22 protein-coding genes and 2 pseudogenes are annotated in these 24,520 nt (G+C 74.5%); 8 read left to right on the top strand and 16 right to left on the bottom strand.

What is annotated here, in order from left to right; all coding sequences use genetic code 11:
- Nucleotides 1–19: 19 nt before the first annotated feature.
- Genes ACQP1P_RS20115 through ACQP1P_RS20105 form a run of 3 tightly spaced genes read right to left on the bottom strand, consistent with a single transcriptional unit; the run spans nt 20 to nt 5,093 of the window.
- Entirely contained in the window at nt 20–1,462 is a 1,443-nt protein-coding gene (locus tag ACQP1P_RS20115; protein WP_433088254.1) for a hypothetical protein, read from the bottom strand.
- Nucleotides 1,459–2,940 (bottom strand): GT4 family glycosyltransferase PelF, encoded by a 1,482-nt coding sequence (gene pelF, locus ACQP1P_RS20110; protein WP_433088252.1) that lies wholly within the window; start codon nt 2,938–2,940, stop codon nt 1,459–1,461. Before pelF ends, ACQP1P_RS20115 begins: the two co-directional genes overlap by 4 nt.
- 11 nt (nt 2,941–2,951) lie before the next feature.
- The gene (locus ACQP1P_RS20105; RefSeq protein ID WP_433088250.1) at nt 2,952–5,093 is read right to left on the bottom strand and encodes a hypothetical protein; all 2,142 of its coding nucleotides are present in this window, start codon (nt 5,091–5,093) and stop codon (nt 2,952–2,954) included.
- Nucleotides 5,094–5,370: 277 nt separating this feature from the next.
- Between ACQP1P_RS20105 and ACQP1P_RS20100 the strand changes: the two genes are divergently transcribed.
- On the top strand, nt 5,371–5,658 hold the full coding sequence (locus ACQP1P_RS20100) for a GlsB/YeaQ/YmgE family stress response membrane protein (protein WP_433088248.1): 288 nt from the start codon (nt 5,371–5,373) through the stop codon (nt 5,656–5,658).
- 28 nt (nt 5,659–5,686) lie between these two features.
- Here ACQP1P_RS20100 and ACQP1P_RS20095 read toward each other — a convergent pair whose 3' ends face one another.
- The 3 genes and pseudogenes from ACQP1P_RS20095 to ACQP1P_RS20085 all read right to left on the bottom strand — a co-directional run bounded on the left by ACQP1P_RS20095 (nt 5,687) and on the right by ACQP1P_RS20085 (nt 7,798).
- Nucleotides 5,687–6,433, bottom strand: a complete 747-nt coding sequence (locus tag ACQP1P_RS20095) for a hypothetical protein (RefSeq protein WP_433088246.1) — start codon at nt 6,431–6,433, stop codon at nt 5,687–5,689.
- 425 nt (nt 6,434–6,858) lie between these two features.
- Nucleotides 6,859–7,245, bottom strand: a pseudogene (locus ACQP1P_RS20090) (CoA-binding protein); the annotation flags it as partial.
- Nucleotides 7,246–7,363: 118 nt separating this feature from the next.
- Entirely contained in the window at nt 7,364–7,798 is a 435-nt protein-coding gene (locus ACQP1P_RS20085) for a CBS domain-containing protein (protein ID WP_433088244.1), read from the bottom strand.
- 159 nt (nt 7,799–7,957) lie between these two features.
- Here ACQP1P_RS20085 and ACQP1P_RS20080 point away from each other — a divergent pair, with 159 nt between their 5' ends.
- The 4 genes from ACQP1P_RS20080 to ACQP1P_RS20065 all read left to right on the top strand — a co-directional run bounded on the left by ACQP1P_RS20080 (nt 7,958) and on the right by ACQP1P_RS20065 (nt 10,484).
- Complete coding sequence (locus ACQP1P_RS20080; RefSeq protein WP_433088242.1) at nt 7,958–8,152, top strand: DUF1918 domain-containing protein; 195 nt, start codon at nt 7,958–7,960, stop codon at nt 8,150–8,152.
- A 115-nt stretch (nt 8,153–8,267) separates the two neighbouring features.
- Complete coding sequence (locus ACQP1P_RS20075) at nt 8,268–8,555, top strand: hypothetical protein (protein ID WP_433088240.1); 288 nt, start codon at nt 8,268–8,270, stop codon at nt 8,553–8,555.
- Nucleotides 8,556–8,656: 101 nt separating this feature from the next.
- The gene (locus ACQP1P_RS20070; RefSeq protein ID WP_433088238.1) at nt 8,657–9,613 is read left to right on the top strand and encodes an Acg family FMN-binding oxidoreductase; all 957 of its coding nucleotides are present in this window, start codon (nt 8,657–8,659) and stop codon (nt 9,611–9,613) included.
- A gap of 130 nt (nt 9,614–9,743) precedes the next feature.
- Nucleotides 9,744–10,484: a VIT1/CCC1 transporter family protein gene (locus ACQP1P_RS20065; protein WP_433088237.1), complete on the top strand. Its 741-nt coding sequence runs from the start codon at nt 9,744–9,746 to the stop codon at nt 10,482–10,484.
- Between the two features lie 205 nt (nt 10,485–10,689).
- On the opposite strand, the gene ACQP1P_RS20060 is transcribed toward ACQP1P_RS20065, so the two are convergent.
- On the bottom strand, nt 10,690–11,781 hold the full coding sequence (locus tag ACQP1P_RS20060) for a GH12 family glycosyl hydrolase domain-containing protein (RefSeq protein ID WP_433088235.1): 1,092 nt from the start codon (nt 11,779–11,781) through the stop codon (nt 10,690–10,692).
- Between the two features lie 157 nt (nt 11,782–11,938).
- Between ACQP1P_RS20060 and ACQP1P_RS20055 the strand changes: the two genes are divergently transcribed.
- Nucleotides 11,939–12,343: a hypothetical protein gene (locus tag ACQP1P_RS20055; RefSeq protein WP_433088233.1), complete on the top strand. Its 405-nt coding sequence runs from the start codon at nt 11,939–11,941 to the stop codon at nt 12,341–12,343.
- Nucleotides 12,344–12,360: 17 nt separating this feature from the next.
- On the opposite strand, the gene ACQP1P_RS20050 is transcribed toward ACQP1P_RS20055, so the two are convergent.
- The 7 genes and pseudogenes from ACQP1P_RS20050 to ACQP1P_RS20020 all read right to left on the bottom strand — a co-directional run bounded on the left by ACQP1P_RS20050 (nt 12,361) and on the right by ACQP1P_RS20020 (nt 19,563).
- Complete coding sequence (locus ACQP1P_RS20050; protein WP_433088231.1) at nt 12,361–13,158, bottom strand: ABC transporter ATP-binding protein; 798 nt, start codon at nt 13,156–13,158, stop codon at nt 12,361–12,363.
- Nucleotides 13,155–13,823, bottom strand: a complete 669-nt coding sequence (locus ACQP1P_RS20045; protein WP_433088229.1) for a FadR/GntR family transcriptional regulator — start codon at nt 13,821–13,823, stop codon at nt 13,155–13,157. The genes ACQP1P_RS20050 and ACQP1P_RS20045 overlap by 4 nt, the downstream gene beginning before the upstream one ends.
- A 99-nt stretch (nt 13,824–13,922) precedes the next feature.
- Nucleotides 13,923–14,594: a DNA alkylation repair protein gene (locus ACQP1P_RS20040; RefSeq protein WP_433088227.1), complete on the bottom strand. Its 672-nt coding sequence runs from the start codon at nt 14,592–14,594 to the stop codon at nt 13,923–13,925.
- The gene (locus tag ACQP1P_RS20035; protein WP_433090058.1) at nt 14,591–17,944 is read right to left on the bottom strand and encodes a cytochrome b5 domain-containing protein; all 3,354 of its coding nucleotides are present in this window, start codon (nt 17,942–17,944) and stop codon (nt 14,591–14,593) included. Before ACQP1P_RS20035 ends, ACQP1P_RS20040 begins: the two co-directional genes overlap by 4 nt.
- A 96-nt stretch (nt 17,945–18,040) precedes the next feature.
- Nucleotides 18,041–18,214, bottom strand: a pseudogene (locus ACQP1P_RS20030) (FHA domain-containing protein); the annotation flags it as partial.
- 103 nt (nt 18,215–18,317) lie between these two features.
- A complete protein-coding gene (locus ACQP1P_RS20025; protein WP_433088225.1) occupies nt 18,318–18,761 on the bottom strand; it encodes a CBS domain-containing protein in 444 nt (147 codons plus the stop codon).
- A gap of 91 nt (nt 18,762–18,852) precedes the next feature.
- Nucleotides 18,853–19,563 carry an SDR family NAD(P)-dependent oxidoreductase gene (locus ACQP1P_RS20020; RefSeq protein WP_433088223.1) on the bottom strand — a complete coding sequence of 237 codons (711 nt, stop codon included), beginning with the start codon at nt 19,561–19,563 and terminating at the stop codon, nt 18,853–18,855.
- A gap of 69 nt (nt 19,564–19,632) precedes the next feature.
- Between ACQP1P_RS20020 and ACQP1P_RS20015 the strand changes: the two genes are divergently transcribed.
- Together ACQP1P_RS20015 and ACQP1P_RS20010 are read left to right on the top strand one after the other, a co-directional pair.
- The gene (locus ACQP1P_RS20015; protein WP_433088221.1) at nt 19,633–20,424 is read left to right on the top strand and encodes a helix-turn-helix transcriptional regulator; all 792 of its coding nucleotides are present in this window, start codon (nt 19,633–19,635) and stop codon (nt 20,422–20,424) included.
- Nucleotides 20,425–20,484: 60 nt separating this feature from the next.
- Nucleotides 20,485–22,059: a cation:proton antiporter gene (locus tag ACQP1P_RS20010; RefSeq protein ID WP_433088219.1), complete on the top strand. Its 1,575-nt coding sequence runs from the start codon at nt 20,485–20,487 to the stop codon at nt 22,057–22,059.
- Nucleotides 22,060–22,080: 21 nt separating this feature from the next.
- Here the strand turns inward: ACQP1P_RS20010 and ACQP1P_RS20005 are convergent, their stop codons facing one another.
- On the bottom strand, nt 22,081–23,307 hold the full coding sequence (locus tag ACQP1P_RS20005; protein WP_433088217.1) for a rhomboid-like protein: 1,227 nt from the start codon (nt 23,305–23,307) through the stop codon (nt 22,081–22,083).
- 397 nt (nt 23,308–23,704) lie between these two features.
- Nucleotides 23,705–24,463, bottom strand: coding sequence for a hypothetical protein (locus tag ACQP1P_RS20000; protein ID WP_433088215.1), 759 nt, complete (start codon nt 24,461–24,463; stop codon nt 23,705–23,707).
- Nucleotides 24,464–24,520: the final 57 nt, after the last annotated feature.

Genomic DNA, 24,520 nt, shown 5'->3' with positions numbered 1-24,520 from the left:
TGCTTTCGTTGTGAGAGCGTCACCGGTACTGCCGAACGCGACCCAGCGACGGGATGAGGGCCACGGCGAGCAACACGAGCAGCAGGGCGACGCTGCCGAGGAAGGGTGCGGCGGCCTGCGCGCCGAGCGCGCCGGCCAGTGCGACGCAGAGCCGGCCGTAGCCGCCGTGCGCCGCCAGGACGAAGACCAGCAGGACGGCGCCCGCCAGCAGGACGCTCGCCGCGGCCATCGCCTGCGCGGCCGGCGTGAGACGCCCCGCCTCGCGCAGCCCGGCCAGCACGACCGCCCCGGCGACCGCGGCGACGAGACCGCAGGCGCAGACGTCGAGCGCGAGGCGCCACCACAGCCGCCGCCGGAAGCCGCCGGGCCCCCAGGCCTCGTGCAGCAGGTCCCGCGCCCGCTCGCCGAATCGGCGGGCCCGCCACTCGACGAAGCCCATCGAGACCACCAGCGGCAGCGTCGCGAGCAGCACCTCGAAGTGATGGGCCAGCAGCGGCGCCTGGGGCAGCAGGACGAGCGCGGCCAGCAGCGCGGTCGAGAGCACGACCAGCGCGAACGTGCCCCAACGGCCCCGCATCACCGGCCGCAGCCGCCCGGGCGCCGCGTCGCCGGGCGCCCGCAGTGCCCGGCGGAGCGCGACGCCGAAGGTCACCACGGTGCAGACGAGCGCCGCCGCGATGACGGGCGCCGGCGGCCACCAGCGGGCGAGCACGAACCCGCCGCCGGCCACGACCGCCGGCGACATCAGGGCCAGGAGCCGGGCCTCGGCCCGGTAGAACACCAGCACGGTCGAGGCGAGCTGGTACGCCGTCACGGCCGGCACCAGCAGCGCGGCCGCCGCCACGCCGCTCATCGCCGCGACGGCCGCCCCGAGCACCGCGGCCACCGCGACGCCGCACACGGCCCCGCGGGCCAGCAGCCGGCCCGCGGCGGCGTCGTCGCCCTCGTTGACGTGCTGGTAGGCCAGCCAGGTCAGACCGCCCGCCCACACCCAGCCGAGCAGGCCGGCGGCGACGACGGCCGCGACGGGCGAGCGCGGCACGGCGGCGACCACCGCCGGGAACAGCACGCTCGGCAGCAGGTAGAGCCCGCCGTGGAACAGTTCGCGCCACTCGCGCCGCCGCTGCGGCCGGCTCGGCGGGCCGACCGCCGGACCGGCCAGCCGGGCGCGCACCGCCTCGGCGAGCTCGAACACGTCGCGGTGGCCGTAGCGGACCCGCGCGGCCCGGTCCGTGACGCCCCGCGCCTCCAGCAGCGCCGCCAGGTGCAGCCCGTCCACGAACTGCCCGTCACCGGCGGCCGCGCGCACCTCGGCGGCGAGCGAGTCGACGGGGTCCGTGCCGAGCCGCGGGCGCTCGGGGTCGGCCGTGGGGCGCACGATCGGCAGGGCGATCGTGCTCGCCGTGGCCCAGCCCCGCGCGGCCGACGCCATCGACGTCGGCCGTACCTCGGTGACCGTCATCGCAGTGCCCCGGCCGGGGTCCGCCCGTCCAGCGTGGGCGCGGCCAGGCGCTCGTACAGGCTGCTGTACGCCTCCAGCGACTGGGCGAGGGTGAACCGGTCGAGCACACGCCGGCGGGCCCGGACGGCCATGTCCCGGCGCAGGTCCGGATCGAGCAGCAGGGTCGTGCACGCGTCGGCGACGGCGGCCGGGTCGCGCGGAGCGACCACGAACCCGGTGTCGCCGACGGCCTCCGAGACGCCGCCGACGTTCGTGCACACCATCGTCCGGCCGCACGCCATCGCCTCGATGACCGAGTACGGGAACCCCTCCGAGATGCTCGTGAGCGCGACGACGTTGCCGCTGTGGTAGGCCGCCACCGCGTCGGGCGCGCTGCCCTCCAGCCGGGCCGCTCCCACGAGGTCGAGCCGCTCGATGAGGGCGGCGCAGCTGTCCCGGTACGGCAGGTCGATGGCGGCACCGTAGATGCGCAGCCGCGCGTCCGGCACCCGCCGGCGCACGAGCGCGAAGGCCCGGATCAGCGTGTGCAGGTCCTTGAGCGGGTCGATCCGTCCGACGTAGACGATCGTCGGCTCCTCCGGCTCGGTCCGGGCGCTCGGGAACCGCTCGGGCGCGATGCCGTTGTACATCGTCCACATGCGCTCGGGATCGGCGCCGTTGCGCAGCTGCCAGCGCCGGTTGTACTCGGAGTGCGGCGCCAGCGCGTCCGCGACCTGGTACGCGGCGCCGGCGAGGCTGCGCTGGAAGCTCAGCAGCAGCACCGCGACGGCGTACGGCAGGTCCCCGCCCACCTGCTCCAGATACCGCTCCCGCAGATAGACGCCGTGCTCGGAGATGAGCATGGGCGTGTCGTACGTCCACTTCGCCGCCATCGCCACCAGCGTCGACAGCCCGTTCATGGCGCAGTGCACCACGTCGGCGCGCACCGGCGGGACGGCGAGCGGCCGCAGCATGGCGCCGATGAGCGCCGCCGCCTGTGCCGCGTCGGCCAGTGTGAGCCGCCGCGGCCGGCCGGCCAGCGCCGGATGCCCGCGGCCGAGCATCGTGGTGACGTCGTCCCACCGGTCCTGCAGGCGGCCCAGGGCCGCGTTCGAGCGCAGCGCGGAGCCGATCTCCCCGCCGCCCGCGGCGAACTCGTGCAGCCCCCGCAGGGCCAGCAGGAACCGCCGGCGCTGGGCGGCGCCGCGCCGCGGATCGGGGTCCGGCGGCGCGACGAGCGCGACCATGAAGTCCTCCAGCGCCGCGTGGAACAGCGACCGGGTCGCCCGGCCGGGGCGCCGGAGCCGGGTGCGACCGGCGCCCCACAGCGGGATGGTGACGACCCGTTCGAGGTTCTCCGGCAGCTCCCACCGCACCGGCTCCCGGCCGTCCACGCAGAGGGCGACCGCCTCCCACCGGTGCTCGGGCAGGCCGTGCACGAGCTGGTCGCACCAGACGCTGACCCCGCCGAGCGCCTGCGGGTACGTCCCTTCCGACACCAGCGCGACCCTCATGAGCGCGGGCTCGCCGTGACGGTCACCGCGGTCGCGGAGGCGAGCGTCAGCCGGGCGGACACCTCCGGGCCGTACGTCGTCGAGCCGGTCCCGGACGCGCCGCTGACCGTCACCGATCCGGCGAGCGGGCCGGAGACCGTGATCGTGTGGGCCGCCGGGTCGTAGACGGCGTCGACGCCGCCGCGCAGCTCCGCGAAGTGCGCGGTGCGCTGGGTCGCGTACGCCGCCAGCGTCGGCCAGTCCGGGCTGAGCAACGGCACGGTGTAGTAGGCGCTGTACTTGGCCAGGACCTGCTCCAGCCAGTCGGTCAGCAGCGTGCGGCCGGACCCGTAGTCGTGCAGGTTGGCGATGTGGAAGGTGTGGGTGTAGAGCGACCCGGTGGCCAGGTGCGTCAGCGCGACGTTCGCCTCGGCGTCGAGCATCTGCGCGTAGGTCAGGTTGGTCGGCCAGAACGGGAACCGGCCCGACGGCCCGTAGAACGAGTTGTAGAAGGCGGTCTGCTCGGCCGGCGTGGTGGTGTGGTACGCGATGTTCGTCGGCCAGTCCGGCACCACGGTGATGCTGGGCTCCAGCGGGTGCACCTTGCCGCAGTTGAAGCAGTCCGGCACGTGGCTCGGGAAGGACATGTTGCCGTGGACGTAGCGCACGCCGAGGTCCTTCGCCGCGGCGAGGAACTGCGGGTTGGAGGCGGCGAGCCCGTGGTCGGTCGGCGGGTCGACGTCGTCGTTCGGGTCGTCGTTGTAGACGCCGAGGCCCGAGTACTCCCCGGTCTTGAGGATCGCGTCCGGCTGCGACAGGCCGAGGCGGGTGGCGACGGTGCGGTTGGCGGAGATCTCGTTGCTGCTGGTGGCGTAGTCCGTGAAGTTGAGCTCCGGGTGGGTCAGCGTGTGGTTGAGCCAGCGGAACTTCGTGGCCAGGCACCGGGTCGTGGCGGTCAGCGTGCTGACGCCGCCGTTCGGGCTGCACGTCGATCCGGCGTTGAGGTTCGCGTCGCCGCCGTTGTAGGCGAGGTTCAGGGTGAGGCCCGAGGCGAGCGGGTAGGCGGTGCGCAGGGCCGTCTGACGCTGGTAGGCGTTGTACGCCTCGTGGCCGGACATCGCGAAGCCCGGGTCGGATTCGACGTGCCCGTCCGGGTAGTAGTGGTCGGCGGTGTTGAACCAGTCGTCGACGTCGACGTCGAGGAAGTGCCGCTGCTCGCCGAGGAACAGCCCCCGGCTGGCCCAGCGCAGCATCCCGTAGGTCAGCAGGAAGGACTGGGTGAGGTACTGGTTGGAGGTGAAGGTGAGGGCGAGACGCTCCCGGCCGTCCGTGGAGGTGCTGCGCACGCCGAGGATGTCGGCGCCGTTGACGAGCACCGGGTCCGCGGCACAGCCCGCGGTGACGCGGGTGCGGTACACGTACGACTGCACGATCGGCACCTTGGCGGTCGTCTTCAGCGTGTCGAACACCCCGGCGCCGGCCGTGGTCAGCGAGGCGGGCAGCGCGGTGTCGCCGACGGAGGTCTCGCTCGACGAGGACAGGCAGTAGTCCTCGGGGAAGGTGCCGTAGCTGGTGTAGAGGGCGGCCTGGCGCACCGCGTAGTCGCGCTCGTAGGCCCACAGGGTGTTCCACTCGGTGCCGTCGAGACCGCTGATGTACGAGCCGCCGCTGTTGTACAGCAGCGAGCTGCTCGTGAGCAGGATGGCGTTGTACTTCCCGGCCCCGTCGGAGCGCAGCAGCGACGCCGCCGTCAGCGGCTGGTCCTTGGTGAGCAGCACGTCGTAGGCGGCCCCGACGCGGTCCAGCGTCGAGCGCCAGGTGTCGACGCCCCAGTCGCCGGCGTCGACCCCGAGGACCAGCGCCCGCAGGCCGACCTTGGCCGCGGCCGGCGCGGCGAGCGTCGTCGCCCCGCTCGAGGGCGCCCGGCGGTCCGGACGCACCGAGAGGTCCCGCTTGAGGGGCACCGATCCCTTCACGCTGGGCAGCGGCGCACCGGGCTTCGCGGGCTTGCGGGGACCCGGGTCGCCGAGGACGAGGGCGTGGTCGTGACCGGCCTTGGCCGGGCTGCGGGGGGTGGGCGCGGCGGTGGCCGATGATGCGGTGCCGGCGACGAGGAGCGTGCCGACGGCGGCGGCGGTGAGCAGTTTGAGCAGAGCCATGAAATCTCCGGTTCGCAATGGCCGTGCGGCGGAACATGGGCGCACGAGACCAACGCCGGTCAGCGTGGGATCGCTTCGGCGGGAAGGTTTGTGGAACGAGCCGATGCTACGAGCGACCGGCCTGACGCGGGGCTGTGTGCGGTGTGAGTTCGCGGATGGCCTTTGCGGTCACCCGATCTCACATCGGCGCGTCCGGTGTGGGAGCAACACGTGGGCGCGGGGGTAGCTTGGGGTACGACGGGCGCACCCGTCCGGCGCGCCCTCTGAGGAGGTCGAGATGATCGGGACGATCCTGTGGGCGGTCATCGGCGGCATCGTGCTCGGTGTGCTGGCCCGGCTGATCCTGCCCGGGCGGCAGAACATCTCGGTCCTGGCCACCGTGGTGGTCGGCATCCTCGCCGCCTTCCTGGGCAGCCTGGTCGCGACCTGGATCGGCGTGGGCCGGACCAACGGTGTCGACTGGATCCGCCACGGCATCCAGCTGCTGTTCGCCATCGTCGGCGTCTACATCACCGCGCAGGTGTCCAGCCGGCGCGGAGGACGGTCCGGCGCCGCCATGCGGTAGCGCCGCCGGACCGTGCACGGGTCGGCCGCTACTGGACCGCCCCGGCCTCAGTCTCCGTCCGGATCTCGCCGTCCGGGGACGCGGACTGGGCGGCGACCCGGGTGGGCCGGCGCGCCTCGATCCACTCCTGCAGGGCCGGTCCCGACTCGAGACTGGCGATCATCGCGTACCGCGGCTCCGGGCCGGGGTGGAACACCGCGTGCCAGAGCCGCTCGGTGTCGACCACGAACTGGGCCCCGCGCGGCAGCGGGATGCGGTACTCCGTGGCCGGGTCGTCGCGGTTCTCGCGCAGCAGCATGTAGCTGTCCGGGTCGTCCGTCAGGTTCAGCCAGGCGCGCACCACCCGGCCCTCGCCCGGCGGGTTCAGCCGGTTGTTGTCGTCCAGGTGCATGTGCCGCTGCACCACCGTCTCCTCGTCGAGCGAGGGCCAGAGCTTGATGACGCGGACCCGGCCGAAGCGGGCGCCGACGGACGTCACCCAGTCGCACAGCGACGGCGTGCGCAGGGCGTTCGCGGTCCACTTGCCGTCCTTGTCCGGCCGGCCGTGCTCCCAGAATCCCCGCGGGTCGTCGTCGCCCATGGCCGAGGCGAGCACGGCGAAGTTGGTGTCGCCGCCCGACTTCCAGTCCAGGTACGTCAGCGACTCCCACTCGGAGGGATCGATGCGGTGGCGTTCCCTCCGCAGGGTGACAAATCCCGTCGGGCCGAGCTCCGGGAGCTCGTAGTGCGCCACGCCGGCGAGCGCGTCGGCAGATTGCTGTTCGTTCAGTGTCATTTGGCCGTGCCTGCCCACCCCCGCCGCCACGACACCCGCGACGCGCGGTGCGACGGGTGTGATTTCGCCGGATGGCGGCTCCTCACCCGCCGCGGGACGCCTCGCGCCGGTCCGCGTTGTGGGCCGGATGCGTGCGCGACGCGCGGTGCGACGGGTGTGATTCGCCGGATGGCGGCTCCTCACCCACCGCGGGACGCCTCGCGCCGGTCGGCGTTGTGGGCCGGATGCGTGCGCCAGCGCACCTGCCGCTGCCAGGCCCGGCGGTGGCCGTTGCGGTGGTCGTTGCGGTGCCCGGCGCGGCGCCGCAGCAGTGTCTGGGCGATCTCGCCGTGCACACCGGGCCGGGCCGGCGGGAAGGGCGCGGGCTCGGGGTCGATGCCGTGGTAGACGCGGCACGCCGGGGTGATGCCGCCGACGACCATCTGCGCCAGCGTGCGCTCCATGCCGATGCAGGTGTCCTCGACGTACTCCAACCCGGCCGCCTCGGCGATCCGGCGCGCCTCCGGGCTCGCGATGCCGAGCTGCAGCCACACCGCCGGGGCCCCGAACTCCGCCGCCTCGCGCACGATCTGGGGCGCCTCGGCGGCCGGCCGGAACACGTTCACGACGTCGATGCGCCACGGGACATCGGCCAGCCGCCGGTAGACGTGCTCCCCGAGGATCCGATCGGCGTCCGGGTTGATCGGAATGATCCGCCAGCCCTGCTCCTGCAGCATCTTCGGCACCCAGTACGCCGCTTTGAGGGGGTCGCGCGATGCTCCGACGATCGCGATCGTCCGCGCGTCCGCCAGAATCTGCCGTGCGGTGCGCATAGGACTCATCTCCAATCCCGGGCCGAGCCCTGATCTGGTCCCGGTTCCAGCTTTGCCGGGCGGGTCCGGCCGTGCAAGGCCGAAGGTCCCGAATCGGGCGGCGATGCGGGCCCCGCGCTCAGGCGGGCCGGTCCGCGGCGCCCGGCCGCATGGTGGCGAGCACGTCGCCGCGGCTCACAACGCCCACCACCCGGTCGCCGGCGACGACGGGCACCGTGCGCAGGCCCTGCCGCAGCATGATCGCGGCGATTTCCGCGACCGTCGTGTCGAGCCCGGCCACCCGGGGCAGGCCCGACATCACCTCGGCCACCCGGCGGCACGCACCGGGCCGAGCGACGTCCGGAGCGCGGCCACGCGCCACCGCGCGCAGGCCGCCCGTGCGCTCCCGGAGCAGGTCCATGTCGCTGATGAGCCCGACCAGCGCCTGCCGCTCGTCGACCACCGGCACCGTCGTGACGGACAATCGCTCCAGCAGGGCCACGGCATCGTCCAGCGCGGCGTCGCAGCCGATCGTCCAGGCCGGCGCGGTCATGATCTCGGCGGCGCTCGTCACCACTGCCGGCTACCCGCGAAATCGTGATGTCACCGTCCGGGCCGGCCCGTTCTGCGCCGAGTCTCGGCGCGCATGCATGAACCACGGCATCGGGGGAAGCAATCCGCGTCACCGGAACCAGTCCGATCAACCTCGGGGGGCGCGGTCGTGAAGGCGAAAATGGGCGACAGACTGATCGAAGAGGGCACGCGGGTGGGCGACCACCGCCGCATCGGCGTGATCACCGAAGTGCGACGCGACGACGGCACGCCTCCGTACGTCGTCCGCTGGCTCGACACCGGCCATGAGGCACTCGTCTTTCCCGGGCCGGATGCCCGGATCGAGGCCGAGGGCGCCTCCGAACGGCGCGGGTGAGCGACGAGGATCCCGACGGATTCCCGAGGAGGGCCGGCACGTCGCCGACGGGACGTTCGGCCCTGACTGTCACCGTCGGCGATGGATAGTGTCGAATTGCCAGGGGGTGATTCGGATGGCGACCACGATGATCGTGGGTGCGCTGATCGCCTGCGTCTACGCCGCGCTGATCGCCTTGCACGCCGCCACGGTCCGCCACGGCGGCACGGTCCGCGAGCGCCTGCATCCCGCTACGTGGCTCGCGGCCACCGGCGAGCGGCGGCGTGGACGGGAGGAGAACGGCGTGGTGCGGCGCCGCATCGCCGGCGAGCTCGACCGCGGCGGCTACCACGACGCCATGGCGGCGCTCGCGGCGCAGGACGCGATCGAGCATCCGCTCGAGGTGCCCAAGTCGCTGCGGTGAGACGGGGTGGCCGCGGGTGATTTCCACCGGCTCGGCACATCGATCCGGTGGAATCGGGCAGCCGTTGCGCCACGGACACCTGGAGCCGAAGGAGGAGCGCGATGCACACGGCCCTGCTCCGGGCGGCGCGGGACGCACGGCTCGCCCCGTCGATCCTGAACTCTCAGCCGTGGCGCTGGCGGACCGGCGGCAGTGCGCTCGAACTGCATGCCGATCCCGCCCGCCAACTGCCGCACATCGACCCGCACGGGCGCTTGATGATCATCAGCTGTGGCGCCGCGCTGCACCACGCGCGCGTGGCGCTGTCCGCCGCCGGTCACGAGCCGGTCGTCGACCGGATGCCCGATCCCGGGCGGCCGACTCTGCTGGCCCGCATCGTCGCCGGCGCGGCGCGGCCGCCGACGAGCGAGAGCCTCGCGGCCTACGACAGCATGCGCCGGCGCCGCACCGAGCGGCGCCCCTTCCCGGCCGACGCACGGGTCCCGGCCGAGGCCCTCACCCGGATGCGGGCGGCCGCCGAGGCCGAACGCGCGCACCTGTACGTGCTCGACTCCCCCGACGTCGAATATCTGCGGTACGCCGCGCAGGGCGCCCACACGATCACCGCCCACGACACCCTCGCGGCGGCGGAGCTGCGGCAGTGGACCCACCGCGACAACGCCACCGACGGCGTGCCGCCCGCCACGGTGGTGCCCGCCGTGCCCCGGCCGGTGCCGATGCGTGACTTCGGTCTCGGCGCGGAGGCCGAGCTGCCGCCCGGGTCCGGCGACGACGCCGGCGCCGAGTACCTGGTCGTCGCGACGAGCGGTGACGAGCCGGCGGACTGGCTGGGCGCGGGCGAGGCCACCAGCGCGGCCTGGCTGACGGCGACGACCGAGGGTCTCGGGGCGTCGCCGATGAGCGAGGTGGTGGAGATACCCGGCGCTCGGGTGCTGGTCCGGACGCTGCTGCCGACCCGGGAGCAGCCCCAGCTGGTGTTGCGCGTGGGGGTCCCGCCGGCCTCCGGGCCTCCCCCGAGCCCCCGCCGGCCCGCCGCCGGCATCGTCACCGAGGGCTGACGCCCGCCGCCGGCCCGGGCGATCATCCACAGTGGACGCCGCGGGCTCCACCCGAGGCAAGCACAGGCTTGCCTTCGTTGCGGCGCACGGATTCGGGGTCGTACCGTCGTTGACGGGTGGGTGATCAACGATGAGCGAGAAGACCATGCCGGCGGCGATCGTCGCGGCCGTGCACCCCGGCGAGCTGCACACCGCCGGGGCGTCGGGACGGTTGAACTGGCTGCGCGCCGGGGTGCTCGGGGCCAACGACGGCATCGTGTCGACCGCGGCCCTGGTCGTGGGGGTGGCGGGCGCCACCACCTCCAGCGTGGCGATCCTCACCGCGGGGACGGCCGGGCTCGTGGCGGGCGCCGTGTCGATGGCGCTCGGCGAATACGTGTCGGTGAGCACGCAGCGCGACAGCGAGCGCTCACTGCTCGCCACCGAGCGGCGTGAGCTCGAGCAATACCCCGAGGAGGAGTTCGAGGAGCTCACCGCGCTCTACCGCGCGAAGGGCCTCACCGAGTCGACGGCCCGGCTGGTGGCCCAGGAGCTCACCGCGAACGACGCCTTCGCCGCCCACGCCGAGGCCGAGCTGCACATCGACCCGGAGGCGCTGACCAGCCCGTGGCAGGCGGCCGCGGCGTCGGCGGTCTCGTTCACCGCCGGTGCGCTGCTGCCGCTGCTGGCCATGCTCCTGCCGCCGGCCGGGACCCGCGTCCCGGTCACCGTCGTGGCCGTGGTCCTGGCGCTCGCGGCGACCGGGGCGGTGAGCGCGCGCCTGGGCTCGGCCGGGGTCGGCCGCGCGGTCGCCCGGCTCGTGGTCGGCGGCGCCCTGGCGATGGCGGTCACCTTCGGCATCGGGCAGCTCGTGGGCACCGCGACCGGCTGAACCCGTCGCGGCGCGGCGGCACTCCACCGGGCCCGCCCGGCGCGTCGGCAGCCCACCGGGCCCGCCCCGCGCGTCGGCAGCCCACCGAGCCCGCCCGGCGCGTCGGCAGCCCCTGGGCAGTGGCGGCCCGGCGGCCGCCCCCGGTGTTCGCGGCGGTGCCGGCCCCGCCGCGGGAGCGGAGCCGGCACCGTTTCCGGGGTGTGGGTTACGCGGTGGTGCAGCTCACCGACGACGGCGCGGTGCCGTTCGCGGTGAAGCCGTACGTGGTCGAGGCGCTCGCGCCCAGGGAGCCGTTGTACGTCTCGTTGCGCACGGTCACCGGCGAGGTCGAGGTGACCCGCCCGTTCCACAGCGACTGGATCGTGGCGCTGCCGCCGGACCAGGTGGTGCTCCAGCCCGAGATCGCGGCCGTGCCCGAGTTGCGCACGGTCACCTCGCCCTGGAAGCCGCCCTGCCAGCTGTTGATGGTCCGGTAGGTCGCGGTGCAGCCGGCCGTGCCGCCGCCGCCACCGCCGCCGCCCCCACCGCCGCCTCCGCCGCCGTTGATCGACGCGGAGAACGCGGTGACGGCGAGGCCCTGGCCGCCGATCCAGGGCTCGAAGCCGGCCTGGATGCTGGTCAGGTACCACGAGTTGGTGGCCTTGCCGCGGGAGATGACGTCGGCGATGAAGTTCTTGACGTCGAAGCTCCAGCTGTTCATCGCCGACGGGGAGACGTAGGAGACCACGTCGTTGCCGCCGTTGTTGCCCTGCCAGACCTCCCACGACCGGCCCGCGACCGTGGCGGTGCCGACCCGGCTGCCGACGGGCTGGATCGAGCCCTGCCGGTTGAACCAGATCATGATCTCGGTCGCGTTGACGCCGTTCGTCTTCGGCGTCGGGTCGAGCCAGATGTCGTACGCGGCGTCATAGGTGGCACCGCTGACGAAGTTGTACGTGATACTGGTCTGGGCGGTGCTGATCGCGCTGATCTGCATCGGCAGGTTGGTGCCGGGCGAGCAGTTCGAGTAGTGACAGCCCACGTAGATCGCCGGGTACGAGGCCGGCGCGCCGTTGGTCGGCTTGTTCGCGTTGATCTGCGAGATCGAGAAGCCGGTGCCGGTCACGTTGATGCACTGGGTGGCGCTGTTGCCCCAGTTGTTGTTCATGACCACGTACCGGCCGCCGATCGTGGTGGACCCGTACGTGTCACAGATCTGGGTGTCGGCACCGGCGGGCGATGCGGGTCCCATCACCGCCACCAGGCCTCCGACGACGAACAGGCCGGCCGCCGCGACTGCGCGCAGCGCTTTGCTCATGGTGTTGCCTCCTAGCCTCGGTTGGAGCGCTGAGCGGGAGCGCGCTCCTGGAGGCGGACGCTAGGCAACCGGACCCGGGACGGCGACAGAAGAGCGTGACGTTGCGTATTGCCGCAGCTCAATAGGGGTGACCGTGAGTGAAAGGTACACTGGCCCAGTGAGGCGTGTCTATGCGGTAGCGGGGTGTGCCCTGGCCCTGATGTCGTCCGCGTGCACCGGCGGCGGCCAGGACGACCCCGCCCCGGCGCCCACGGCCCCGCCCTCCCGGCCCGTGCAGCGGCTACGGCCGGGCACCCACGTCGAGGTGACCGCGGTGGTGAGCCGCGTCTACGGCACGCACGCGTTCGTGGTCGAGGACGCCGACCTGCCGCCGACCGGCCAGCTCGTCGTGTCGGACGCGCCGGTGACGGTGCTGGTGCCCGAGCTCGTCACGCTGTCCGGCCTGGTCGAGCAGCTCGACCAGGCCGCGCTGCGGCACTACGGCATCGGCGACTCAGCACTCGCCGTGGTCGTCATCGCCTCCGCGGTGCGCGACTACCCCGGGGAGAGCCCGACCGCCTGAGCCCCCGGTTCGGCGGCTCAGGACGGCGCGAAGGCGCGGCGCGCGGTCCGGGCGCTCCACCGTCCGTCGCGGTGCTCCACCTCGATCGCGTGGCGGAACGCCGCCGAGATGTTCGCGCTCGTCAGCACGTCCGGGGCCGGGCCGGCCGCGACCACGCGACCGTCGGCGAGGATCAGCGCGTGCGTCGTGGTCTCGGGCAGCTCCTCCAGGTGGTGCGTCACGAGCACCGACGTCAGCCCGGGATGCGTCCGCGGCAGCATGGCGATCGTGTCCAGCAACTGCTCGCGCGCGGCGACGTCCAGGCCGGTCGACGGCTCGTCGAGCAGCAGCAGCCGCGGCTCGCCGATGAGGGCCCGGGCGATGAGGGTGCGGCCGCGCTCGCCCTGCGACAGCGTCGGCCAGCGGTCGCCGACGCGGTCGGCGAGGCCGAGCAGGTCGATGAGGTCGTGCGCGCGGGCCCGCTCGGCGGCGGTGGGTTCCCAGCGATTCGGCGTTTCGACGGTACCGGTGATGCCGGTCAGCACAACCTCGCCGACGGTGAGCGGCGAGCGCAGCGGGTGCCGGGGATTGACGTGACCGATGCGGCGCCGGAGCTTCTGCAGCTCGACCCGCCCGATCTCGTGGCCGAGCACGTGAACGCTCCCGGTCGTCGGGTGCGTGACGGCGCCGCAGAAGCCGAGCACGGTGCTCTTGCCGGCGCCGTTGGGGCCGAGCATCGCCCAGTGCTCCCCCGCGCCGACCTCGAAGCCGACGCCGTGCAGGATCTCCTTCCCCTCGCGCCGGAAGGTCACCTCGCGCAGCTCCAGGACGTTCACATGGACTCCTTCACGCCGTCGATCAATCCCCAGGACGCGGCCACGGCGCCGTCCGCGTCGCCGGCCCGGATCGCCCGGAGGATGGCCGCGTGCGCGTCGCGCACGCCGGGATCCTCGGGGAACACGGCGGTCTCCTCGATGGACTGGTTGATGACGCCCTCGACGGCGTCGAAGAGCCGCAGCAGCAGCGGGTTGCCGGAGGCCACGACGACGCCCCGGTGGAAGGCGGCATCGGCGGCGACGTAGCCGGCCCGATCGCGGCGCTCGTGCGCCAGGGCCCGGGCCGCAAGGGCTTCCTCGAGCGCGTCGACCGCCGCGGGCCGCGCGCACCGGGCGGCGATCCGGGCCGCGGCCGCCTCGAGGCCGCCGCGCACGTCGAGCACGGTGGTCAGCCCGGCGTCGCGCTCGTCGCGCACGAGCACGCCGGTGATCTCGTCGGTGGCGCGCACGTAGGTTCCGTCGCCGACGCGGGGCTCGAGCAGCCCGGTGATGCTGAGCGCTCGCAGCGCCTCGCGCACCGTGCCGCGGCTGACCCCGAGCTCCTCGGCCAGGTGGTGCTCGCCGGGGATCTTCTCGCCGAGCGGCCAGCTGCCGTCCTGAATGAGCTCGCGGAACCGCTCGGTCACCTGGATCACGAGCGGCGCCTGCCGCACCAGACCACGCACGCGGCGAGTGTACTGCAAATGTCGAACATTTACACGAGCACCACGGCGCTCGCCGGCCGGCTGCTCCTGCTGCGCCGCCGCCGGTGCCGAGCGGGCGGTCTACGCCGGCGACCGCCGGCTCACCATCTCCGCGATCCAGACGGGCGCGTACGGCGAGGTGCAGTTCGGCGGCGTCGGGTAGTCCTTGAGCACCCCGAGCCGCTCGCCGATGGCGATGGCCCGCGCGCGGTGCTCGGCGTGGTCGATGCCGATCTGGGCCAGGCAGTGGTTCATCGCCCACTGCAGCCGCTCCGGCGCCTCGGCCATCTCCGACTCGATCACGTCGAGCAGGGCGGGGAGGTCCAGCAGGGCGGGCGCCTTCGAGACGCGCTCGGTCGTCAGGGCCCAGCCGGCGCTCGCGACCACCGGATCCGCGTCCGCGAGCCAGGTCCGGCGCAGCGACTCCGCGTGCGGGCTCTTCTTCACCGCGTAGTTCACGAGCCAGTCGTGCACCTTCGGGCCGCCCGCCTCGCGGACCATCGCGTCGAGCTCGTCCGCGGTGAAGGCCTTCGGGCGGCAGACGAGCAGGGCCAGCAGCCGGGCCGCGGTGTCGCCGGTCCGCCAGAGCTCGCGGGCGAGATCCTGCTGCGTCTTCAGGCGCTTCGCGACCTCGCGCAGGCGGCTCAGGTTCACGCCGTGGTCGTCGCCGCGCTTGACGTTGGCCTCACGGGTCCTCGGGTCCTGCAGCGCGTCCAGTTCGGCCATGACCTCGGCCAACTCCGTCTCGCTCACGAGCCGGACGCTACCACCAGCGGGCCGCCGTGACCGGGAATGCCCTTGTCGGGCGGGATCGGCGCGTCCGGGGCCGTCGTCGTGACGCCGTGGGCGCGGGTCTGGGCGGCGACGCGCTCGTAGTACGCCGAGACGGTGGACAGGGCGGCGCGCACCGCGGACAGCAGCTCGCCGCCGGCCCGCTCGATGACCGCCGACTCGTGGAGCTCGAAGGCGCGTACGCCTTCCAGCACCGCGGATTTCAGCTCGTGCAGCAGCCGCACGTCGGCCTCGGCGTAGAGCCGGCACAGGGCGGTCACGCGGCGGTGGTCGTCGCCGGACTCCAGCAGGTCCTTGACCACCGGCACGGAGCCGAGCACCAGCGCGTCGGCCGTCACCAGGGAGTCGTACGCGCGCACGTCCTGGTGCGGGTCGCAGAAGCCGACGGTGTGCTGCCACAGCCCCCGCAGGTCGTCCTGCAGCAGGCCGTCGAGGTAGCTGACGAGGAAGCGGCGGTGGGCCTCGACGACGTACTGCGCCTTGAACGGGGTCAGCTCGCGCGGATCCTCGCCGGCCGTCGCCTCGGCCGAGGCGAAGCCGTAGTCGGCGCTCAGCGCGTTCTCCATGCCGGCGAGCAGGTACACGAAGCGGACCCAGATGCGGAACAGCTCCTCCAGCGGCACCGAGTGCAGGCCGGACTCGGTCAGCACGACGCCCCAGCGGGCGCCGAAGCGCAGGCGGCGCAGGTGACCGATCTGGTACATCGCCAGCTGGGCGTCGATCTCGGCGTGCGCGTGGTGCAGCACCTTGCGGTAGGCGGCCGTCGCGTCGAGCCCGGCGTGGTTGCGGATGATGTGCGGGCCGCCGATGTGCAGGTGCACGAACTCGGTGACGTCGAAGACCGCGCCGCCGACGGCCATCCAGTAGCCGGCCGCGGGCGTGTTGTGCCGCGCGAGCTCGGAGACCTCGAAGCGCGGACCCTGCTGGGCGTGGCCGAGGTACGTCGTGAAGACGTCCTCGCCCAGCCGCCCGTCCGCGACCAGCTGCCGCATGAACTCGCGGCCGTCGCCCGGTGCGATCTCGGCGAGGGCCTTGACCACGGCGGCGGCGAAGGGCGCGCTGCCGCAGACGAAGACGTGCGCGCCCCGGCCGCCGTCGGCGACGGGGCGCAGCAGCTCACGCAGTACCGCCGCGTCCTGACGAATCGCGTCGTCGACCCGGCGGCGTCGTCCGGCCCGCACGGTGTGGCTCGTGCCGTCGAAGGCAACGGACGCGTCGGCGCGGGAGAACGCGACCTCGAGCCGGAGCCGTCCCGCGGCCGCGGCGGCGTCGAGGGCGGCGTGCTCGACGAACTCGCCGGGCGTGCGGATGCCGAGGTAGAGGTGGCGCTCGCCGGAGTCCACGAAGCCGAGGAACGGCGCGATGCCGGAGCCGGCCGCGAACATCACGACGGGGACGGCGGGGTCGGCGGGCAGGCGGAACCGGGGCGTGGGCACGATCTGCAGCGAGATGCGCCGGCGCTCCTCGGCGGCGGCCCGGCGCAGGAAGTGTGAGGCGGTGCCGAGGCGTCTGCGGGGGTACGACCACGCCGTGCGCGCCGAGTCGTACTCGAGTCCGCTGACCACCAGCGCCAGCGTGGTGGCGGGCCGGCCGGGCGGCGGGGCGGAGGCGATGGAGTACAGGCGGAACGGCTCGGGCGGCACCACGTCGCAGAACGCGTCCGGCTCCCCCGGGTCGGCCTTCCACAGCCGGGTGACGTCATACCCGCCCGCGTACAGCAGGTTGAGCACGTCCCACAGCTCCCACTGGTCCTCCATGCGGGCGTCGACCACCCGCTGCCAGGAGCCGACCGCCGTGAGCCGCGCGAGGCGCTTGGCCACGGCCCGCCCGACCGGCCGGAGCTTGGCGAAGCGCAGCAGGGTCCGCAGCGGCAGCACGTCGACATCGCCGAAGCCGTGCCGGCAGGCGACCACGGCCCGCCAGCGCGGCGTGAGCCCGACGAGCTCGTCGCCCGTGGCCTGGAGCGCGGCGACGGTACGGCGGACGAGCTCGTCATCGTGCTCGGCGAGCACGCCGACGCGGTCGCCGGGCTGGTGGTGCACCCCCTGCCCGGTGACGTCGAGGTCCAGGTAGCACGTCCACGCGCCGGACTCACCGGTCACCACGCGGCCGCGGCGCGCGGTGGCGAACACCACCGGCGGCCCGACCGGCGGGCGGCGCTCGTCGCGCACGATCGCCAGTTCGCCGTCGACCTTGTCCCAGGTGCGGTCCTTGAACAGCCCGGTGAACCGCGCGCCGGTCGTCACCTGCCGTCCGACCTTGAACGCGACCTCCAGGAAGCCGTACGCCTTGATGCGGTGCAGCCCCATCCAGCCCCGGTCGCCGACGTAGGCGTCGAGCACCGCGTTGTAGATGCCGCGCAGCGTGGTGTTGCGGGTGTCCTGGATGTACTGCCGCACCGACACCTCGCGCAGCGCCGCCACGAGCTCGCGCCAGTGCCGCGGGAAGAACCCGGCCAGGTAGGTGCTCTGCTGCCCGACCAGCGAGCCGTAGTCGCGGCGCTCGAGGAACGCGTCGATGGCGTGGACCTGCGGCTGGGCGGTGCCGCTCGGGCTCGGCGCGCCGTCGAAGATCGGCACGCCCGCGGTGCCGACGGTCTTGGCCCACAGCACCTGGTCGAGCGGGTGGCGGCCGCGCGGGTTCGGGTCGATCCGGGGGTAGACGGTCTGGGTGACGTACTGCAGCCGCTCGAGGATCACCAGCAGCGCCCGCTCCAGGCCGGCCGGGTCGTCGCCGACCACGGCCTCCTGCGCCTGCAGCATCGCGCCCAGCACGGGCGTGAGCCCCATCGCGAACTCGGTCGTGACCAGGTAGAAGACCCGCTCGGCGGCGTTGTCCCAGGTGGGCACGAGCAGGTCCAGGTTCGCCAGCTCGCGGGGGCCGGCCGGGTCCCGCAGGCGCCAGTTGTAGAAGAACAAATCGATGTACGACACCGCCGGCATCTGCTTGCCCAGCCGCCGCGAGACCGTCGTCCACGGCCGCAGCAGCGACTCGGGCAGCGCCGCCGGCGGATCGACGGCCATGTACTGGTACGCGTGCGCGAAGACGCCGAGCAGCGTGGAGGCGCGCAGCAGGTACCGGTCCGGCAGCGCCTCGGCCCGCGCGTCGAGCACCGGCAGCGCGTCGAAGGCCCGGCGCAGCCCGAGCCGCCGGAACAGCTCCGGCAGCCGCCCGGTCATCTCGTCCCAGGCCCGGTGCGACTCCGGGAACGCGGTGAGCGGCGGCTCGACCGGCAGGAAGCCGTGCGCGAGGGACAGGAACCCGTCCAGCTCGTGCCCGGCCTGCCGGTTGTGCGCCTCGGCCGCCTCCACCACGCGCCGGGCGGCAACGGCGGGGCGCCCGACCGGGTGCAGCGCGGTCAGCTGACCGGAATCGATCAGCGCTGTGGCGTCCGAGGCCACCAGCGACCAGGCCAGCTCGTACCGCCCGATGCGCAGCCGGTCGCCGGGGGCGAGCACGCGCCGCGTGACCCGCTCGTCGTTGACGAACGTGCCGTTGGTGCTGCCGAGGTCGGTGAGCACGACCTGGTCGCCGTCGAGGTCCAGCCGCGCGTGGCGCCGCGACACGTCCCGGTCGTCGAGGACCACGGCGGCCGTGCCGCTGTCGCGGCCGAGGGTCGCCGGCAGGGAGCACACCCGCTCGGTCGTGTCGCGGGTGTGCCGGTCGGTGAGCCGCAGCCGGAGCTCAGGAATGGTAGATCACCGCTCGGCACAGGTCGGCGCGCGACAGGGTGCCGACGAGCCGCCCGTCGTCGACGACGGGGAGCCGGCGCAGGCCGCGGTCCAGCATGACGACGGCGGCGCGGGCCAGCTCGTCGTCGGGCCGCAGCGCCGCCACGTCCCGCGCCACGAGCGGGTCCACGACCCGGTCGGCGAGGGTGCGGCCGCGCTCCAGGAACAGCGCGAACGCGTCCGCGAGGGTGCCGCCGGCCGCGGTCACGTCGTCGAACCCGGGCAGCATGGCCCGCACCAGGTCCTCCTCGGACAGCGTGCCCACGAACCGGCCGTCGTGGTCGAGGACCATGAGCTGGCCGACCTCGGACACGCTGATGACCTCGGCCGCCCGCCGGATGGGGGCACCCAGCCGGATGTAGGCCGGGAACGCCGTCATGACGTCGCTGACCAGCACGCCACCTCCCAGAGATCCGCCTCATCAGTATCGTGATCCGACCGGCGGGGGGAGATCGGGCTTTCGGCTCAGAACTCGTCGGATTTCGGCTCTACCACGGCGCGATGGTCCCGTCGTACTGGTGGAACAGTCCCGTCGGGCCGTCGTCGGGCAGCATCGCCAGCCGTACCGCCGCCGCGGCCGCCTCCGCGGGGTCCCCGTCGGCCGTGGCGGCGCGCGCGTTCAGGTCGGTGCGGCGCAGGCCCGGGGCCAGGGCGTTGATCCGGAACCCGGGCAGCGCCTGGGCGTAGAAGAGCGTGAGGGCGTTCAGGGCCGTCTTCGAGGAGCGGTACGCCGCACCGCCGCCGGCGTTGTCGAACTGCTGGTCGGGGCCGGGCGAGCTCCAGTGCAGGGAGCCGGTGCCGCTGGAGATGTTGACGATCCGCGGATGCGCGGCGCGGCGCAGCGCGGGCAGGAACGCGTTGGTGACCGCGAGGACGGCGAACAGGTTCGTCTCGTAGGTGGCGCGGAACGCCTCGACCGTGGCGTCGGGCGGGGCGGCCCCGTCGACCATGATGCCCGCGTTGTTGACGAGGATGTCCAGCTCCGGCACGGCCGCGGCGGCCGCGGCGATGCTGTCGCGGTCGGTGACGTCGAGCTGGATGGCGCGGGCGCCGCCGCCGATGCGCCCGGCGGCGTCCTCCCCGCGGGCCCGGTCCCGGGAGCCGACGTAGACGGTCAGCCCGGCCGCGGCGAGCTGCTGCGCGATGTGGTGGCCGATGCCCTTGTTGGCACCGGTCACCAGAGCCGTGGAAAAGTGCATGGTGCGAGCCTGGCGCGGGGAGCAACCCCGTTCCAGGCACAACCGATGCCTGGCAACGGAGGTGCACCCATGGCGCGGGCGGAGCTCGGACGGTTCCTGCGCGACCGGCGCGAGGCGCTGCGGCCCGGCGACGTCGGGCTGCCCGCCGGCCCGCGGCGGCGCACGCCGGGGCTGCGCCGCGAGGAGGTCGCGGGGCTGGCGTCGATGTCGGTGGAGTACTACGCGCGCCTCGAACAGGCCCGCGGCCCCCAGCCGTCGCGGCGCATCCTCGACGCGCTCACCGGGGCCCTGCGCCTGGACCCGGCCGAGCGCTCCCACCTGTTCCGCCTGGCCGGGACCGCACCGGCCGCTCCCCCGGGCCCGTCGCGCCGGGTGCGCCCCTACGTCGCGGAGCTGCTGCACCGGGTGGACGCGGCGGCGGTGGTGACCTCGGCGGCGTACGACGTCATCGCCCACAACCCGCTGGCCTCGGCGCTGCTGCCCGATCTGCGCACCCAGCCGAACCTGGCCCGCCGGCGGTTCCTCGGCGGCCCGGTGCACGGCGGCGCCGCCGAGGAGTTCGGGCACATCGCGGTCGGCCGCCTCCGGGCCGCGGCCGACCGCTACCCGCACGACGCCCACCTGGCCGCGCTCCTGGCCGACCTGCGGGCCAGCGAGGAGTTCCGCCACGTGTGGGACCTGAACCCGGTGCGGGCGCCGGGCCACCGCTCGAAGACCATCACGCACCCGCGGCTCGGCCCGCTGCACGTCGACTGCGACGTGCTGGCGGTCCCCGACGACGACCAGCAGGTCGTGTTCATCACCGCCGCGCCGGGCTCGCCGTCCGCCCGCGCCCTGCGGGAGCTCGCCCGCGTCGTCTGACCGGCGGCCGGGCGCCGGGCGGCGGTGGTTCTCCCGGGACGGCCGGGGTAGCGCGGGTACGTGAACGGCATCGGCTTCCTCACGGTCGTCGTCTGCGCGGTGGCCGTCTCGGCCATGGCGAACCGGCGTGGCTGGCCGGGCCCGCTGATCGTCGTCGCGGTCGCCGCGCTGGTCGCGTTCGTGCCCGGCCTGCCGCGCATGGAGCTGCCGCCGCAGCTGATCCTGGCGGTCGTCCTGCCGCCGCTGCTGTACTCGGCCGCGCTGGAGCTCTCGTTCGTCAGTTTCCGCCGCGACCTGTTGCCCATCGCCTCGCTCGGGGTCGGCCTGGTCGTCTTCACCGCGGTCACCGTCGGCGCCGTCGCCTGGTCGCTGCTGCCCTCGCTGACCGTCGCCGGCGCGCTCGTGCTCGGCGCGGTCCTGGCCCCCTCCGACGCGATCGCGGCGGTGGCGCTGGGCCGCCGGTCCGGCGTGCCCGGCCGGATCATGACGATCCTGACCGGGGAGAGCCTGGTCAACGACGCCGTGGCGCTGGTCGCCTTCCAGCTCGCCGTCGCCGCGTTCACCGGCTTCCCGCCGTTCATCCATCAGCCCGTGCTGCTGGCCGCCTACAGCATGTCGGCGGGGGTGCTCATCGGGCTCGGCGTGGCCGGACTCGTGCACCTCGTCCGGCCGCGGCTGCACGATCCGGCGCTGGAGACGGTGCTCGGCGCGGTGGTGCCGTTCGTCGCCTTCCTCGCCGCGACCGAGGTGCACGCCTCGGGGGTGCTGGCCGTGGTCGCCGCCGGATTCTGGATCGGCCACCACAGCGCCGACGCGGCCTTCGCCACCCGGTTGCAGAGCCGGCAGGTGTGGCGCACCGCGGATCTGGTCCTGGAGGCCTTCGTCTTCGCGTACATCGGCCTGCAGGTCCCGATCATCCTGCAGGCCGCGACCGGCAACGGCGTCGGACCGGGCCTCCTGGCCGCCACGATCGGCATCGTGCTGCTGGTCGTGGTGCTGGCCCGCCCGGTGTGGATCATCGCCATGACGCGGATCACCGGGCGGCGCCTGCCGTGGCGCTTCGCCGCGGTGCTGTCGTGGTCCGGGATGCGCGGTGTCGTGACCCTCGCCGCGGCCGCCGCCGTCCCCGCCGCCACGGTCACCGGCGCGCCGACCGCCGACCGCAACCTGATCCAGGCCACCGCCGTGTCCGTCGCCCTCCTGACCATCCTGCTGCAGGGCGCCACGCTGCCGCCGCTGGTGCACGCGCTGCACCTCAGCGACGCCGCCGAGCGCCGCCGGGCCAACGCGGACCTGGCCCGGGCCCTGCGGGTCGCCCGCCGGGCCGCGCACGAGGTCACGGAGCAGGCCTCCGCGTCCGGTGACGGCATCGAGGCGGCCGCCATGGCGCTGATCGAACACCGCGTGGCCCATGTGCTCACCGCGACCCCGCACCACCTGGAGGACCTGCGCGAGGCCGGCGGGCCCGGGCCGACCACGCACGAGCTCGTCCAGCAGATCCTCGCCCGCCAGCGCCAGGCCCTCATCCGGGAGCGGGACCTCGGCCGCCTCGACGACGAGGTGCTGCGCGCCGTGCTGCAGCAGCTGGACTACGAGGAGGCCGCCGCCAGCACCGACCTGCGGACCCGGCTGTGAGCCGGCCGTGACGGGGCCCGGTCATCCGGCCGGGTCACCGCTCGCCGGGCCCGGGTCGAGCGCCACCCCGCCCGCGCGGCCGAGCGTGGCGGTGAGGCGGGGCCGATCCGCCGGGCGGGTGAGCACGACGAGCACCGCCCGGCCGGGCGGCACGGCCCGGATCGCCCGCTCGATGCTCGCGTCGGACAGGCCGGCGTCGTGCACGCCCGCCACCGTGGCCGCCACGATCGCCCCCGCGGCCAGGCCGAGCGTCGGGCGCCCGGCGAGCGTGCCGACGACGACACCCCACGCGGCTCCGGCCAGCGCGCCGTCGAGGGCGCCCAGGTCGCGGGTCTCCAGCTCGTGGAGGCGGTACGGGCGGCCGGCCCGGTCGCCGGGCGCGTCGGACCAGGCGACGACCGCGTCGTCGAGGCGGATCAGCCGCCGCTCCCGCAGGCGCAGCACGGTGACCAGGGCGTCCAGCGCGTGGTCGGCCGTGTCGAAGGCGTAGGAGGCCGACCTGCCGGGCCGCCGCGCGCCGGGCCGCCGCAGCCGCCCGGCGAGGGGCCGGTGGCGCAGCTGCCAGCCCGCCAGCAGCCCGATGAGCGTGGACAGCAGATGCCCGAGGCTGGTGAAGGTGCGGGCGTCGGCGAACGGCAGCACCACGAGGGCGAGCACGGCCGGGACGAGCACGCGCCGGGCCCGCACGGGCAGGCTGCAGGCCAGGGCGGCGGCGACGGCGTGCAGCCCGTAGCTGGTGCCGACGTCGGCGGCGCTCGCCACGTCCGGCCCGAACCACGCGCGGCGCAGACCGGCCTGCAGCACCTCGTACACCAGGCAGCTGGCGATCACGTGGGTGAGCAGGAACACCTCGGCCAGCCGCCGCCTGCCCCACAGCAGCTCGGCGGCGCCGGTGAGCAGCAGCAGCGGCAGGACGGTCAGCGGCCCGATCCGCCCGTCGAACACGAACGCGCTGGTGAGCAGCGTCCACACGCGGTGGCGCTCCAGGTTCGCGACGTTGGTCGAGTTCGCCGCGACGATCCGCGCGCGGGCCCGCGGTCCGGCGAGGTCGAGCGCGAGCCCGATGGCGACGACCACCAGGACGTAGAGCGGCGCCAGCCGCAGCCGGGCCGCCGCGGCCAGGACCACGCGCGTGCGGGCCACCGCTCCCCGGGACGCGGCGAGCTCGGCGGCCAGGTCACCGCCGGGCAGGTACCGGGCCGGCACCAGGGCCGGGCGATCCTCGCGCAGCCGCCTGCGGTGGACCACTCACCGGTCCCGCGGCCTCGAACCGGTTGCTCGCCCGCCGGCCGGCCGTTCGTCCCGAGCCCGACGTTCGTCCCGAGCCCGCCCTTCGTCCCGAGCCCGCCGTTCGTCCGGAGCCCGCCGTTCGTCCGGAGCCCGCCGTTCGTCCGGAGCCCGCCGTTCGTCCGGAGCCCGCCGTTCGCCCGGAGCCCGCCGTTCGTCCGCGCCCGGCCGCGGCCAGAGCGCGTCGCGGTGCGCATGCCGCAGGCGGTGCTCGTGCTGCCGGGCGAGCCGCCCCGCCATCCGCAGCGCGGCGACCGCACAGGCGATCCAGAGCACGGCGAGCACGAGGACGCCGATCAACGTTGTCATCGGTCTCACCCCAGTCCGGCGCGCATCCGTCGGTGCCGGTCGGCGTTCGTCACCGGCGGCGGGCCCGCTGGTGCCGGTCCGGGCCGGGCCCGGCCGCCGGGGCGGGCACCCGGGCCGGCCGCGGGCCCGTCGGCGTCCGGAGGGCGACCGGGGCGGCCGCGACCAGCGCCAGGGCCACGCCCGTGAGCGTGCCGACGAGATGCTCCCGGGACGGCAGGCCGCCCACCGTCACGACCTCGGTGGCGTGGTAGGTGACGAGCGCCGCCGCGAGCCAGCCGACCCGGCAGTGGACCGCGGCGTACGCCAGCAACGCCACCACCGCCGCGGACGGCCCCGCGTCGGCGAGCCACGCGTCCTGCAACCCCAGCCCGACCGGCGGGCCGGCCGCCAGCCACAGGGGCGCGGACAGGGTCGCGAGGCTGTGCCCGGCGATCGCGACGGCGACGGTACGCCAGGTGCCGAGCACCGCCTGGGCGAGGGAGAACACGATCAGCACCTGCAGCACCGCGAACCAGAACGGCAGCAGCGCGGCCGGGGCGAACATCGACAGCGGCAGCCGGACGACGACGCCGGGCACCGCTTCGCCGGGGTGGGTGACGGCGTGGCGGGTGATGAAGGCGTGCCCGGCCTCCGTCCGCGCGGCGAAGCCGAGCACCGTCACCATCAGGCCGGCGGCCGGGCCCAGCCACAGCCGGCCGTAGCGGCGCCCCTGCACCGCCTCGATCGCCGGCCCGAACAGCGCCCGGCACTGGGCCGCCAGCCGGAGCGACACCGGCCGCACCACGCTCACCATGATCACGCTCGCCATGCGCGGGAGCTACCCGCCGCCGGGAAGGTCAATCCACCCCGAGAACGGGACGAAGAC

This window comes from Dactylosporangium sp. CA-052675 (genome assembly GCF_050947935.1).
In the GTDB taxonomy this organism is placed as follows: Bacteria; Actinomycetota; Actinomycetes; order Mycobacteriales; family Micromonosporaceae; genus Dactylosporangium.
The sequence above is the reverse complement of the archived record's forward strand: the minus strand, read 5'-3'. Positions and strand labels throughout refer to the sequence as shown.

Bases quoted from the DNA above. Each gene is read 5' to 3' on its own strand.
- ACQP1P_RS20115 (WP_433088254.1), bottom strand. From the start codon at position 1,462: ATGACGGTCACCGAGGTACGGCCGACGTCGATGGCGTCGGCCGCGCGG.
- ACQP1P_RS20105 (WP_433088250.1), bottom strand. From the start codon at position 5,093: ATGGCTCTGCTCAAACTGCTCACCGCCGCCGCCGTCGGCACGCTCCTC.
- ACQP1P_RS20100 (WP_433088248.1), top strand. From the start codon at position 5,371: ATGATCGGGACGATCCTGTGGGCGGTCATCGGCGGCATCGTGCTCGGT.
- ACQP1P_RS20095 (WP_433088246.1), bottom strand. From the start codon at position 6,433: ATGACACTGAACGAACAGCAATCTGCCGACGCGCTCGCCGGCGTGGCG.
- ACQP1P_RS20080 (WP_433088242.1), top strand. From the start codon at position 7,958: ATGGGCGACAGACTGATCGAAGAGGGCACGCGGGTGGGCGACCACCGC.
- ACQP1P_RS20075 (WP_433088240.1), top strand. From the start codon at position 8,268: ATGGCGACCACGATGATCGTGGGTGCGCTGATCGCCTGCGTCTACGCC.
- ACQP1P_RS20070 (WP_433088238.1), top strand. From the start codon at position 8,657: ATGCACACGGCCCTGCTCCGGGCGGCGCGGGACGCACGGCTCGCCCCG.
- ACQP1P_RS20065 (WP_433088237.1), top strand. From the start codon at position 9,744: ATGAGCGAGAAGACCATGCCGGCGGCGATCGTCGCGGCCGTGCACCCC.
- ACQP1P_RS20060 (WP_433088235.1), bottom strand. From the start codon at position 11,781: ATGAGCAAAGCGCTGCGCGCAGTCGCGGCGGCCGGCCTGTTCGTCGTC.
- ACQP1P_RS20020 (WP_433088223.1), bottom strand. From the start codon at position 19,563: ATGCACTTTTCCACGGCTCTGGTGACCGGTGCCAACAAGGGCATCGGC.
- ACQP1P_RS20015 (WP_433088221.1), top strand. From the start codon at position 19,633: ATGGCGCGGGCGGAGCTCGGACGGTTCCTGCGCGACCGGCGCGAGGCG.
- ACQP1P_RS20000 (WP_433088215.1), bottom strand. From the start codon at position 24,463: ATGGCGAGCGTGATCATGGTGAGCGTGGTGCGGCCGGTGTCGCTCCGG.